Genomic DNA, 14,182 nt, shown 5'->3' with positions numbered 1-14,182 from the left:
TCCCGTGCAAGCGGGAATTTCAAAATTCCAATAGAATGGCAAACTTAAAAGAAATACGTAATAGAATTACCTCTATTAAATCGACAATGCAGATTACATCTGCCATGAAAATGGTATCTGCTGCAAAGTTAAAAAAGGCACAAGATGCAATTACGGCAATGCGCCCTTATTCATCTAAACTAACTGAATTGTTGCAAAATTTAAGTGCAACTTTAGATAGTGATACTGGTGGAGCGTATTCAACTCAAAGAGAAGTTTCTAAGGTTTTATTAGTTGTTGTAACTTCTAACAGAGGTTTGTGTGGTGGTTTTAACTCATCAATCACAAAACAAGTTATTAAAACTGTAAACGAGAAATACAGTGATGTTGAAGTAGATTTATTTGCTATCGGTAAAAAAGGTGGTGATGTTTTATCTAAACAATTCAATATTGTAGATTCTAGAAACGACATTTACGATGATTTAACTTTTGATAACGTTGCAGTTATTGCAGAAAAGTTAATGAGTTTGTATACTGAAGGAACGTATGATAGAATTGAAGTTCTTTATAATCAATTTAAAAACGCAGCAACACAAATTCCTCAAGTAGAGCAATTTTTACCAATTAAACCTATTGAAGGTGGTAATGCTGAAGCAGTAAACTCTGATTATATCTTTGAACCATCTAAAATAGAAATTATTGAGGCTTTAATACCTAAGTCATTAAAAACTCAATTATATAAATCTATTAGAGATAGTTTTGCTTCTGAACATGGTGCACGTATGACTGCAATGCATAAAGCAACAGACAACGCTACAGAATTAAGAGACGAATTATTGTTAACTTATAACAAAGCACGTCAAGCTGCAATTACTAACGAAATCTTAGAGATTGTTGGTGGAGCTGAAGCTTTGAAAAACTAAGAATAATTTCTAAATTACTGAAAAATAAAATTCTATAGAATTTCTTTTTTAGATTAACATATAAAAATCGCAATTGATATCTTTTTCAATTGCGATTTTCTTATTTTTATAAGCCATAGTAATTAGCCCTTTTAGTATGCATAAATTTGTTGTTTTACTTTTATTAATCTCAATTTCCACATTAACTATTAATGGACAACATACATCTAAAAATGATTCTATTTCTAGATTATTAAAGCGCGAATTAGAAAAATCTAAAGAGTTAACGAGTATTGCCAATTACCCAGAAGCTTATGATACAGTTTGGAATGTATTAATTACTGCAGATTCAATTCAGGATTCCACTATAAAATATCAGGCATATCAACGCCTTTCCGTTTTATACTCTATTTTTAATAAAAAAGAAGAAGCAATTTCTGCCATCGACTCCGTTTTTCACTACGTAAAAGATCTAAAAGAATATCAAGATTTAAAAATAAGGTCATCAATATATTATTCAGCTGCATTAACATATCGAATGAATAACAAATATGTTAAGGCAAAAGAGTTTCTTAAGATATCAGAACAATTATTAGATTCACTACAAGTTTCAATACCCAACAAAATATATATTTATACAGAAAAGGCACATCTACAAACATTAACAGGTAATTTAATTGAAGCAGAACGACTTTTAAATAACATTTCTCAACAAATTACACCTCAACATGAATATGCATCAATTGTATACTCTATGTTGGGTGATTTATATCTGCAAAAAGAAGATAAGAACAAAGCTTTCTTTTTTTTCAACAAAAGCTTAAAAAATATATCAGAACAAAAAACAAGGTTAGGTCTTAGAGTAGGATTGTTAAGTAAGGTTTCTAAAATAAATGAGCAATTAGGTAACTACAAATTAGCGTATCAACAAATAAACGAATCAAAAATACTTAGTGACAGTTTATTTGGAAGTAAGAGCGATAGAAATAATCGCTTATTTGAAATTAAAGATTCTTATAGAAAATCTATCATTGAAAATAATAAGATTAAAAAGGAACAAGAGTTAAAACTGATTAAAGCTCAAAAAGAAAAACTTAATTTACAGTTACTGTTTTCAATTATATTGATTGGTTTTATTATTCTAGGAGCATTTTTAGGAGTGAGATTATTACGAAAAAAACATGCAGTAGAAAAGAAACTTGCTATTGAGAGAATAAATTCGGAAATAGAAATTAAGAAAAAAGAATTGGCTGTAACTGCATTACAATTGATAGAAAAGGACAAAGTTCTAGCAGAAATTAAAAAAGGATTAAATGATGTTAAAAAGCATAAGGATGATGATGCTGTCGAAAAAATAAAAAGAACCATTAAGGTTAGTTCTTTAAAAACTTGGAAAGAATTTGAAACTAGATTTATTCAAGTAAACAGTTCTTTTTATGAATCGTTAGGAAAAAAACATTCAAACTTAAGTAGAAACGAACTTAAATTATGTGCTTTGATAAAATTGAATTTCTCTACAAAAGAGATGTCACAACTGTTAGGTGTTTCTACAGACACTGTAAACAAAGCTAGATATAGATTACGTAAAAAGCTAGAATTACAAAGAGAAGACAACTTGTTTACTTACATAAGTAGTATAAATTAAAAAAATCAGGCAATTATTATAATCACCTGAATTTCGAAATCGTAAATTATCGTTTACTTTTTTCTATTTATAATTTTAGAAATAGTAAAAGGTTTTACCTTACCTGGAGGAATAATTTTAATCGATTTGTGATCTATCTCACCCTTTTTAGTTTTAATTTTTAATCTGACGGGTTTACCATATTCTGGAGGAATAGGAATTTTGATTTTAAGCTTTTCTTGCCCTTTTAAAATAGAATACGACTTAATAGAGGCACCTGCCATAAAAGTTTCTATAATCGCTTCTTTACTTCTTGATTTAAAGTTCAATTCAGCATTCCATGTATTTACATAAAAACCAGGGTCAATAAAGGTAATTTCATATTCTATCCATTCAGAATCATCTTTTTTATCCTCATCAGAAGAAATCATATCAGATTCATTTTTATATAGATAATCCCATTTTCTAGCGTGCTTTTTGGCATCAAACTTATAGTAAGCACTTTTTTGTCCCACTTTAAGATCTGGTAATGTGCTTCCTTTAACTTCTATTGTTTTAGTAGCAATAATATTTTCACTAGAATTACCAACCATAATTTCAAAAGCGCCTTTTTCTACAACAAATTTTTCTTTTTCAGTATCGTAGTGTGAAAATGCTTCATAAGGTATTTCTATTACTACATCAGCAGTTTTCCCTGAATCTACAGAAACACGTTTAAATCCTTTTAGGGCTTTTATTGGTTTTTTATCTGATGAATTTACGTCTCTAATATAAACCTGAATTACTTCATCTCCATTTCTTTTACCTGTATTATTGATAGATACAGATATTTTAACTACTTCAGATGGTTTTAATTTTTTCTTATCAATAGAAACATTATCAATTTTAAAATCAGTGTAACTTAGTCCATATCCAAAAGGATATAATGGTTTTCCTTTAAAATACATATAGGTTCTACTGCTACTTTGAATATTATAATCAAAGAAACTAGGCAAATCTTTTTCAGATTGATACCAAGTTGAATTTAATTTCCCCCCAGGATTTACATCGCCAAATAACACTTTAGCTAAGGCTGTACCTTGTTCTTGTCCATTTGGCCACAAACAAATAATACCATTAATATTTTCTTGCTCCCAAGTAATTGCAGTTGGTCCACTAGGTACTAAAACTAATATTACATTTTTATTTACTGCCCTTACAGCTTTAATTAAGTTGTGTTGATGCCCTGGTAAATTCAACGTTTTTCTATCCGTATTTTCTGTTGAAGTTGTTTCATCATTACCAACAACCAAAATTACTTGATCAGATTTTTTTGCAAGTTCTACTGCTTCTAAAATTTTTTGAGCATCATCTTTTTGAGCGATCACATCACAACCTTGAGCAAAACTCACGTTTGCATTGGTATAATTTTGAATACCTTGTAAAGGACTCACTTTACTTTTTGGATGTCCGGAATAAATTCCCATCCAACATCTATCTGCAAAAGGACCTATTAAAGCAATATTCTTAATACCCTTTTTTAACGGAAGTACATTATCATCATTTTTTAACAAAACAATAGATTGTTCTGCAGCTTTTAATGCTAATTTTTTATGCGCTTTGCTTTCTAAAACACTCGCAGGAATTTTAGAATAAGGGTTTAACTTTGGATCATCAAAATCTCCTGTCATAAAACGAATTCTTAACAATCTACGAACAGAAATATTAATATCTTCTTCTGATAAAAGTCCTTGTTTTATGGCTATTGGCAAAGCATTTACCATAGGCGCATTTTTAACTTTGTTTCTATAACATTCTTGATCTATACCTCCTTTAATTGCAATGGCACTTGCTTCTGGAATCGATTTGGCATATTTCATAAAAGTATTTGCACTTCTTACGCCTGTCCAATCTGCAATTACATACCCTTTAAAACCCCATTGATTTCTTAAAACATCATTTGCTAAAAATCCATTAACAGAGCAAGGAACATCATTTAAACCATTTAAAGCCATCATTATTCCTGTAGATTCTTCATCAACAATACAAGTTTTGTATGCAGGGAAATAATACTCGTATAAATCTTTTTTATTAATGTAAGATTGTTGTGCTTCTCTACCTTCTTCTACATTATTAGCCACAAAATGTTTTACAGTAGTTGCAGTTTTTACATAATTTGGATCGTTACCTTGCATACCTCTTATATACATTCTGGCAATTTCAGACATTAAAAAAGGGTCTTCACTATAGCATTCACCATTTCTTCCCCATCTTGGGTCCCTTGCCATGTTTACAGTAGGAGAAAACATCATTACCTCCTTTTTACCCATATTTTTTAACGCTCTTGCTTCGTTAGAAATTGCTGTAGCAACATCAAACATTAAATCAGGATTCCAAGTTGCTCCCATCGCAATATTTTGCGGAAACTGTGTACAATTCCAAGCAATAATTCCATGTAAAGCTTCTCCATACCATTCAAAATAAGGAATTCCTAATCTATCAATTGCTGGAATTTTAGAACCACAGTAACTAATTTTTTCTTCCAAAGTCATTTTAGATAATAAATCTTCAACTCTTTCATCAATATTTACTTTTGGATTCTTCCATGTCTGGGCTGAAGAAGTAATAACAGTCAAGAGAAAGAATACAATAGAAAATGTTGCTTTTAAATAATTCATAAAAAATTGTTTTAGTATAATTCCTTCAAAGTTAATTTTAGATAAACATTAATTAATAAAAAGTCTATGGACATTAATTGGACAAGTCCCATTTTAAAGGAGATTTTTACATTTAAAAGAACTAATGCTATTAAAAATTAGAAATTTTTCTCACTTTTTAAAATATTTCTTAATTAACTACTCTTTTTTATAAATTGGCATAGCGTTTGAAACTTATTCATTAAATTTAAAAAAACAAAAACAATGAAATTTTTATCAATAATTGCTATCCTATTTACTTTTACACAATGTGGAAGCATAAAACTAGAAAATGACCCTCCTTTTAAATTTAAAAAAGCATCTTATAATAATTGGATTGGTGGGCAACCAGGAGTTAGAGGAACAATCGTTGAAATTGAATTGATGGAAAGTTCTAATATTGATTTTGATTCAATATTTTTTCAAAATAAATCAACCATAGTAGAAATAAATACTGCTACTGGTAAAACGCTTTTAATAGGTTATTTTAATACCTCAAAAAGACAAAATAGAGATCTTATTTTAGACGCAGATGTTACTAAAGAAATGAAAAACAAATTACCCGATGTAAAAAAAATTCCTTTTGAATTAAAAGAAGACGAGGCTATTCTTAGTTATAAATTAGGCGATAAAATTAACTATTTTAAAATAGAGGATATAAAAAAAGCAAAGCCCGTGTTTTATCCAAGAACAAATAAAGGTTAATACATAACTTCTTCTTTAATAAAAACCACTCAAATATGAGTGGTTTTATTTTTTGGCACGCATTTTGAAATTACATAAGCATAACCATTAAACTCAAGCTTATGAAATCTATAAAATTACTTTTAACAATTATAATAACAGGAACACTGTTAAGTTCTTGTACTGCAATTTATGAAGATTCATTTGAGAATAATTATCAAAATCAAATATCTTTAGAAAGCATCGTTACTGAATACGATCTATGGTACATAGATTATCACAGAACTACTGGAAACGGAGATATACCTTATGTATCTAAAGCATTTACTTTATCGTTTGTAAACGGAACATTATATGCAAACAATAACATTGTAGATATTGGAAAAACAGGAAATGGTTTTGGTATTGATGTAGGTACTTATAATACTTATAATGGTTTATTAGAAACCAATCATGATTTAGATGGAGCAAATGACTTTGACGTTACTGTAATATCTAATAATGAAATAAGAATCTATAATAACAGGCAAAACGTAAGCTATTATTTAATAGGATATCAAACAAACCAATTTGATTACGATAAATTGTTTTATGAAAATATAGAATACTTTTTACAAGAATATGTTGCTTGGGAAAAAGTAACAACAAATGGTGGTGTTGCAAATGCTTTTGATAATGAAAATTATTTAGCCTTTACACCAGAAAATATAACAACATTTTATAGTTCTCAAGACGGTTTTGGCACAAAAGTTGATTATATAGATTGGAGTTACGTTGGTGGTTATGAAATCTATGATGTAACAGATTATGAAGATCTAAAGATATTAACACTTAATTATGATAGTGGAGATACTGAAGAGTTTGAGTTAAGCGTTATTAATGATGGAAGGATAGAACTTTACAACGTAGATTCACAAACTACATATGAGTTTTCAGGAAGAGGATTTATACAATATTTAAAAGGAGCGAAATCTAAAAAAGAAGCGAAAGATATTGTAAGGAATGATGGTAGAAAACGTACTAAAGTAGAAAGAAAGACAAAGAATAGAAGAAATTTAAAATAAAGTTTGGTTAGTTGATTTTTGATTGGTTATTTCATAGTGACCAATTGATAGGAAAACCGCTCTGGGAGGAGCGGTTTCTTCTTGTTTATAATTTTTTTAAAATTCATATTTTAAAAACTATAAACTACAAGTTAATTTCATAATTTTATATCAGGTTGAACACATTAAAAATCTAATTGTTAAATCTATATTTTTTCAACTAAATTATGAAACAAACAGCATTTATTACAGGAGCAACATCAGGAATTGGAAAAGCAACTGCTGAAATTTTCGCAAAGAATAATATTAGGTTAGTTCTTTGTGGAAGAAGAGCTGAAAGATTGAAAGAACTTCAAAAGGGATTAAGTAAACTTACAGAAGTTACCACTTTACAATTTGATGTTTCTAAAAGAACAGAAGTAGAAACGGCAATCAATTCACTTCCAGAAAACTTTAAACAAATAGATATTCTAATCAATAATGCTGGTAATGCGCATGGTTTATCAACAATACAAGATGGTAGTATTGATGATTGGGATGCTATGTTAGATATTAACGTAAAAGGTTTGTTATACGTTTCTAAAGCGATCATTCCTCAAATGACAGAAAGAAATAACGGGTTTATTGTAAATATAGGCTCTATAGCAGCAAAAGACGTGTATCCTAATGGAAATGTTTATTGTGCATCTAAACACGCTGTAGACGCTTTAAATAAAGCGATGAGAATTGATTTAAACAAACATAACATTCGTGTGTCTGCAATTCATCCTGGAGCTGTAGAAACTGAGTTTTCTGATGTTCGTTTTAAAGGTGATACTGAAAAAGCAAAGTCTGTTTATGCAGGTTATAAAGCTTTACAAGCTGATGATATTGCAGATATTATTTACTTTGTAATTACTAGACCTTATCACGTAAATATTGAAGATTTAGTGGTGTATCCAACAGCACAAGCAACACCAACAATTTTAAATAGAAAATAAAATGTCAACATCAAAAATAATAATTGGTTGTATGTCTTGGGGAAAATGGGGAAAACAGTTTTCTACCAAAGAACAAGTTGATATGATTCAGTTTTGCATAGAAAATGGAAATTCAACATTTGATCATGCAGATATTTATGGCGATTATTCTACAGAGGCTCAATTTGGAAAAGCGTTTTTAGAAAGTGGAATTAAGCGTGAAGAAATTCAGTTAATTTCTAAATGTGGTATCCAACTTGTTGGAGAAGCTAGAGACAACAAATTAAAACATTATAATTATTCGAAAGAATATATAATTTGGAGTGTAGAACAATCTCTAATAAACTTAAAAACCGATTATTTAGATACTTTTTTATTGCACAGACCAAGTCCGTTGATGCAACCTAATGAAATTGCTGAGGCTATTTCTGAATTACAAAAAAGTGGAAAAATCATCAATTTTGGAGTATCAAACTTTACGCCTTCTCAAGTTGATTTAATTGCTGATAAAATTGATGTTTCAGGAAATCAAATTGAGTTTTCGTTAACGAATCATATTGCAATGCATAATGGTAGTTTAGATCAAATGCTTCAGAAAAGTATGCAACCAATGTGTTGGAGTCCTTTAGGAAGCATTTTTAGACACGAAACTCCTCAATCTTTAAGAATAAAAGAAATTTTAAATGTATTATCAGAAAAATATGCAGTTTCTGATGATGCACTTTTATTAGCATGGATTTTAAAACATCCTGCAAAAGTTTCTCCAGTTATTGGAACCACAAATAAAGAACGAATTCTAAACGCAAACAAAGCTTTAGAAATTAATTTAGATTTAGAAGATTGGTTTCTACTTTTAGAAGCTAGCAAAGGAGAAGAAATGCCATAAAAATGATAAACAAACGCTTACTTATTAAAAACCTACTTTCTCACAACGATGAGAATAGTTTTTATGATAAAAAGCAAGAAATATCATTAAGTTCTAAGGATGGAAAAGCGAAGTTTCTAAAACATATTTGTGCGCTTTCTAACTCAAATCCAGAAAACAATTCTTACATCGTTATTGGTATTGAAGATGAAGAAAATAAAATTATTGGTGTCGATTTTTTTGATGACAGTAAGATTCAGAATCTAGTAAATGCGTATTTAAAGAATCCACCAAAAATTGAATATGAAAATGTGCCTTTTCCAAGATTACCGCGTCATAAAGTAATTGGGTTGGTAACTATTCATCCTAATAATAAAGTTACTTCTCTTTTAAAAAACGCTTGGAAATATAAAAAAGGAAGTATTTTTTATAGAAGAGGAAGTAACTCTATGCATACTTCTTTGAATTATGAATTACGAAATACCAACAAAGAGATTGTTGATGCCATTGAAAAAAATGCACGTAATAATATAGAACTGACTTTAGATGGTGTTTTCGATTTTATAAAAAATCACAAGCCAGAATTTACGCCACAATACAAAGTTTTTAACGAGCAATTTGTGTTGTGTTGGGCAGGAGAAAAGAAAATTATAAATGGTGAAGAATATTTATCTAGAGTAGATATCGAATTGATAAACGAGCAAGTAAAATTGTTTTTTTCTGCTTTAGATGAAGTACAAATTAGTTATAACAAGCATTCATTTATTATCACTGAATATATTTATTTAGGCATCGAAAAGAAAGAGGAATTGTATCCATTAGAAAAAACAATTATCAATTTTAAAGACAATGGAAAGCACAATATTGTAAATGAATTCTTATTTGTTCCGCCAAAGTTAGATGTAGATATTATGTTTCGTATTTACGAAAATTGTAAATCTATTATAAAGAAAATTGAAGGTGAAATTCCACTTTCTACATTAGAACAAGAAGCTATTTTACGTTTGCCAACAAACTGTCTTATTTGCTTTTTACATGGCTTTGTTGATGCTGCAACACTACTATTGCAAGCAAAAAATTACTTAAGGAATTTAGAAGATAAAACGACGTATATCAAGTATAAAGAAGCAATGCGTGTTATTAGAAAAGTGAAGTATAATTAAGAGGTTTTGTACGTCAGTTTATCAATTTCTTCAATTATTTTTTCAATAAGAATAAAAATATTAGACAATTTATGTTTATCACTGCGACCAATTCTACAATTATAAACCAGGTATTTTCCATTCAGTTCAAAACTTGCTTTTTTCATTTTTAACAAGTAGAGCGAAAATTTACTTGTTAATAAAAGATCTGAGATCTCACTTGACTCTCCTGATAATTTATGATTATCATATCGAGCAATTATACTCATTATAAAATCCTTTTTAATTGAACAATGAGTGAATTGAGAATGAAGATTAGATTTTCGAGATTTTATAGTAAGGTCAATTCGTTTAGAATTCCATTTTGATTCAATTTCTAAAGTCCAATTTTGATAATTGTGAATGATTTTTTTATCCCCTTTTGGGAATAAAATCATTTCTTTTGTTAGTAATTCGGATAGTTTATGAAGTTTACTCAATTTTTTAGTATAAATTATTGAAAATGAAATCAACCATTTTCATATTTTATCTCAGTATTATTTAGAAGTAACTTACTTATTAAAAATTCTTCCAAAAAATGACTTTAGTCCTTTTGGTTCATCAGAGGCTTCTTTTTTCAATTGAAATTTAAAATCAGATTTCCAACTTACCTTATAAACACCAGAACCATCATCAGTTTCTGTTGCAATACAATCAAAAGCTCTTAAGAAAGTAATTAATGAAGAAGGTCCTCCGTATGGATAACCATTTACTTCAAAATCGAGTCTTCCAGTTCCGTTTTCACCCACTTCTAAACCAGTAAAAGTAACATCTAAGTCTTCAATTATAAATTGAAAGAGTTTAATTAAACTCCAACTTTTATTTTTCTCTGATAAATTTAAATAATCAATTACATAATCTGGTGTTCTTTTTAACCAAAATTGCGCTTTTTTTTTCGTTCCATTCTTTTTACAATCAATCAAAATATTAAAAACTTTGTTGCAGTCTTTAAATTTAGAAGCGTCACTAAGCGTAAACTCTATGTATTCTTGGTTATTCATAAACTACTGCAAAATTTAATGGATGTAAAACGAAGTTAATTATTTTTCAATAAAACCAACCACTAAACAAAATCTAATTTAGAAAACGATTTATTCAAAATAGCGACATCATCTACAGCTAACCATTTATCTAAAATAGTCGCGTAAATCTCTCTAAAATCTATCTCATATTTAAGATTACCGTTTTTATCTAAGTTTCCTAAATCTGGTAAATTATTATACAAACCTTGTTTCTTTAAGTTTTTTCCCATCACAAAAACATTATTTGCTGTACCATGATCGGTTCCTTTAGATTCATTTTGCTTTACACGTCTTCCAAACTCTGAAAATGTAAGAATTAGCACATCATCAAACGTATTATTTTTTTGTAAATCATCTACAAAAACAGCTAAAGTTTCAGCGTATATTTTTAATAATCGTTCTTGTGGGTTTGCCTGATTTGCATGTGTATCAAAACCACTTAAACCTGCATAAAACACTTGAGTTTCTAAGCCGGAATTTATAAATTGAGAAATGGTTTTTAATTGTTTTCCAAACAAGTTTTTCGGGTATTCTGCGGACGTACTTTTTGTACTACTTTTTTCGTAAATGTGTTTTGCAGATGATTTTGCATCAATCATTGTATTGTACAAATACCCTAAGTTATGTTCGCTTAAATGTGCATCATTATAATTGCTAACCACGTTGTTAAAAAACGGTGCTTTCATAGAATTATAAAACAATTTTGGATCTGTAATTGCCAACCCATTTTGCGTTTTTCCTTTCATCATTAAAGACAAACTTTCATCAACTTCAATAGCATTGTAAGGGTTTCCTTTGGTATAATCTAAATAACGCCCCACCCAACCGTTTTGTAAATATTCATTACTATCACTGGCAGTTTGCCAAATATCTGTAGATCTAAAATGTGATAAATTAGGATTCGGATACCCAACATTATTTATGATGCTAACAAAGCCTTTATCATATAATTTCTGTAAAGGTTGTAAGCTTTTATGAAGCCCAACTTCATCAGAAATCTTAAATAAATCGTTTTGTTTTATGGCGATATTATTTCTTTGCTGATAATAAATATCGTTGTTGAAAGGAACAACAGTATTTAAACCATCATTACCTCCTTTTAACTGAATGATAACTACTTTTTTATGACTAAAAGGTTTCATTGGGTTATTCTCAAATGCCTTTAAAAATTGAGGCACAAAAAACATTCCTGAAGCAAAAGTTGACTGTTTTAAAAAATCTCTACGTTTCATGTTTTTTGATTTAGCAAAGTTGATATTCAGGTAAACTCATTAATTGTACAACAAAATCTCGTTTAGACAATTGCTGATTTCTTTCTAACATTTCTGCCGTTCCTTTATTTACTTTTGATGTAATTATTAGATGCACCAATTCTTTATTGGATTCATTTTTATAATTCTCTTCAAAAGAACTCCAATCTGCAGTAACTTTTATAAAAGCATTTCTTCTTAATTTTCTTTTCTTAAAATTAGTAATCATTGTTTCTTCATCACCTTTTTCTGAATATGCAATTTCAGCATTATTCAACAATACAGAAGGCAAACGTAAACGTGTAACAATGGTATTACTGTCAATCCAATTTCTTCCTGTTTGCCAACCAGCAACATTTGGCTGACTAATTAATACTTGTCCTAATAATTTTTGAACGAGTAAAATTTGTTTTGGTTTTTCTATTTTATAAGGCACAATTGTATTGATTCCAATTAAAAATTCAATGGGCGATTTTATTTTAGTTCCTACGTTTTCATCGTCATAAAACCATTTTGAAAGCAACACAAAACGCATTAATTCTTCAATATTATAGTCTTTATAAAATACATTAACCATTTCATCAATATGTTTTTTATTGATGTTTTCATTTACAAAATAGCTGTAAATTTTTTCTGATATAAAACGTGCACACTGTTTTTGTTGAAGGATAATATCTATAATATCATCACCATTAAAGTTACCTGTTTTACCGAAAAAGGTTTTTTCGTTTTCATCATGATGTTTTTGTTTAAAGTAAAATTCACCTTTAAACTTATGATTATATCCTGTAAAAGAGCGTGCAGATTCTTTAATATCTTGTTCTGTATATTGATCTTGCCCCAAGGTAAAAAGCTCCATTAATTCGCGAGCAAAATTCTCATTCGGACTTTTTTTCTTATTCTGTTTGTTGTTTAAATAGCCAAGCATTGCAGCTTCCTTAGAAACTGTTTTTGTGAAATCGCCAAAATCCCCCAAAGCATTTTTACGCAACATATTATTATAACTCTCCACAAATAAGATGTTTTTACTTTCGCAAACAAAATGGTTTGTCCAGAATAAGGTCATTTTTTCACGTAAAATTTCCGTAGGATTATTTAATCTTTGAAACCAAGCTGTAGAAAATTCTTTTACTTTTTTTCTATTTATTTTCTGAAGTTCTTTCCGCTTCTCTTTGCTTTTAAAATCTGAATACGTTTTACCCTTCAAAAAAGAAGTATCAACCTCTAAAGTAGTTGTTTTCTTAGAAGAATTAAACAACTCGTTAACTACATTTTTTTTACTCTTTTTAGATAAACGAGCAAGTTCTTTTGGCGTAATACCAAAACCAACTCTATTATATAAATGCTGTATATGTGCTGATTTCATATTTTTTAGACTGTAGAATTTAAAGATAGTTTAAATTTATAAAAAAAAAATCTGAAACTTTTGTATTTCTTTCTCGTTTTTAATAATAGAACTAATCAAATTAATGTCTAAAGAACTTAACTTTTTAATTTTAAAAAGCAAAAAAGGAAATCAAAGAGCTCAAATAAAGCTTTATGACTTGTTTTGTGAAGCGATGTTTTTTATTTCTTGTAGATATCTTAAAAATGAAGAGGAAGCAAAAGACGCTATGCAAGATGCTTTTTTAAAAGCCTTTTTAAATTTAGAATCCTATAAAGAAGATACGAGTTTTGGTTCTTGGTTAAAGAAAATAGTTATTAATACTTGTATCGATGTATTAAAAAAGAAAAAAATAGAAACCATTTCTTTAGATAATTATCCTTTAGAAGTTTTAGACGATAATGATTGGAATTTTGATGTAAGAATTGATAAAAAAGAGATTATTGAGGCAATTGAAAGTCTAAAAATTAAATATCAATTGGTCGTTAAACTTTATTTAATAGATGGTTATGATCATACAGAAATATCAGAGATATTAGATATTCCCGAAAAGACTTCTAGAACACAATTAAGGAGAGGGAAAATGGAACTCAGAAATCTTCTAAAAACTTAAA

General features: G+C 28.8%; 13 protein-coding genes. 8 read left to right on the top strand and 5 right to left on the bottom strand.

The window, feature by feature from the left end:
- Positions 1 to 35 precede the first annotated feature (35 nt).
- Both atpG and BTO07_RS12440 read left to right on the top strand, forming a co-directional pair.
- Positions 36 to 902: an ATP synthase F1 subunit gamma gene (atpG, locus tag BTO07_RS12445; protein WP_087521539.1), complete on the top strand. Its 867-nt coding sequence runs from the start codon at positions 36 to 38 to the stop codon at positions 900 to 902.
- 136 nt (positions 903 to 1,038) lie between these two features.
- Positions 1,039 to 2,526: a hypothetical protein gene (locus BTO07_RS12440; protein WP_087521538.1), complete on the top strand. Its 1,488-nt coding sequence runs from the start codon at positions 1,039 to 1,041 to the stop codon at positions 2,524 to 2,526.
- Between the two features lie 53 nt (positions 2,527 to 2,579).
- Here the strand turns inward: BTO07_RS12440 and BTO07_RS12435 are convergent, their stop codons facing one another.
- Entirely contained in the window at positions 2,580 to 5,162 is a 2,583-nt protein-coding gene (locus BTO07_RS12435; RefSeq protein ID WP_087521537.1) for a glycoside hydrolase family 3 C-terminal domain-containing protein, read from the bottom strand.
- Between the two features lie 243 nt (positions 5,163 to 5,405).
- Here BTO07_RS12435 and BTO07_RS12430 point away from each other — a divergent pair, with 243 nt between their 5' ends.
- The 5 genes from BTO07_RS12430 to BTO07_RS12410 all read left to right on the top strand — a co-directional run bounded on the left by BTO07_RS12430 (position 5,406) and on the right by BTO07_RS12410 (position 9,894).
- The gene (locus BTO07_RS12430; RefSeq protein WP_087521536.1) at positions 5,406 to 5,885 is read left to right on the top strand and encodes a hypothetical protein; all 480 of its coding nucleotides are present in this window, start codon (positions 5,406 to 5,408) and stop codon (positions 5,883 to 5,885) included.
- A gap of 101 nt (positions 5,886 to 5,986) precedes the next feature.
- Positions 5,987 to 6,928 carry a hypothetical protein gene (locus BTO07_RS12425; protein ID WP_087521535.1) on the top strand — a complete coding sequence of 314 codons (942 nt, stop codon included), beginning with the start codon at positions 5,987 to 5,989 and terminating at the stop codon, positions 6,926 to 6,928.
- 206 nt (positions 6,929 to 7,134) lie between these two features.
- The gene (locus BTO07_RS12420) at positions 7,135 to 7,887 is read left to right on the top strand and encodes an SDR family NAD(P)-dependent oxidoreductase (RefSeq protein WP_087521534.1); all 753 of its coding nucleotides are present in this window, start codon (positions 7,135 to 7,137) and stop codon (positions 7,885 to 7,887) included.
- A gap of 1 nt (position 7,888) precedes the next feature.
- Entirely contained in the window at positions 7,889 to 8,752 is an 864-nt protein-coding gene (locus BTO07_RS12415) for an aldo/keto reductase (RefSeq protein ID WP_087521533.1), read from the top strand.
- Positions 8,753 to 8,754: 2 nt separating this feature from the next.
- Positions 8,755 to 9,894, top strand: a complete 1,140-nt coding sequence (locus tag BTO07_RS12410; RefSeq protein WP_087521532.1) for an ATP-binding protein — start codon at positions 8,755 to 8,757, stop codon at positions 9,892 to 9,894.
- Here the strand turns inward: BTO07_RS12410 and BTO07_RS12405 are convergent.
- The 4 genes from BTO07_RS12405 to BTO07_RS12390 form a co-directional block, all read right to left on the bottom strand.
- Positions 9,891 to 10,352: a hypothetical protein gene (locus tag BTO07_RS12405; RefSeq protein WP_087521531.1), complete on the bottom strand. Its 462-nt coding sequence runs from the start codon at positions 10,350 to 10,352 to the stop codon at positions 9,891 to 9,893. The genes BTO07_RS12410 and BTO07_RS12405 overlap by 4 nt on opposite strands.
- Before the next feature lie 72 nt (positions 10,353 to 10,424).
- Positions 10,425 to 10,913: a hypothetical protein gene (locus BTO07_RS12400; protein ID WP_087521530.1), complete on the bottom strand. Its 489-nt coding sequence runs from the start codon at positions 10,911 to 10,913 to the stop codon at positions 10,425 to 10,427.
- Positions 10,914 to 10,975: 62 nt separating this feature from the next.
- On the bottom strand, positions 10,976 to 12,166 hold the full coding sequence (locus BTO07_RS12395; protein WP_087521529.1) for a DUF1501 domain-containing protein: 1,191 nt from the start codon (positions 12,164 to 12,166) through the stop codon (positions 10,976 to 10,978).
- Positions 12,167 to 12,176: 10 nt separating this feature from the next.
- Complete coding sequence (locus BTO07_RS12390; RefSeq protein WP_087521528.1) at positions 12,177 to 13,550, bottom strand: DUF1800 domain-containing protein; 1,374 nt, start codon at positions 13,548 to 13,550, stop codon at positions 12,177 to 12,179.
- 103 nt (positions 13,551 to 13,653) lie between these two features.
- Here BTO07_RS12390 and BTO07_RS12385 point away from each other — a divergent pair, with 103 nt between their 5' ends.
- Positions 13,654 to 14,181 carry an RNA polymerase sigma factor gene (locus tag BTO07_RS12385; RefSeq protein ID WP_087521527.1) on the top strand — a complete coding sequence of 176 codons (528 nt, stop codon included), beginning with the start codon at positions 13,654 to 13,656 and terminating at the stop codon, positions 14,179 to 14,181.
- Position 14,182 lies beyond the last annotated feature (1 nt).

The organism is Polaribacter sp. SA4-12, from assembly GCF_002163675.1.
Classification (GTDB): domain Bacteria; phylum Bacteroidota; class Bacteroidia; order Flavobacteriales; family Flavobacteriaceae; genus Polaribacter.
Note: the sequence above shows the minus strand (reverse complement) of the source record. Positions and strands in the feature narration are given on the sequence as shown.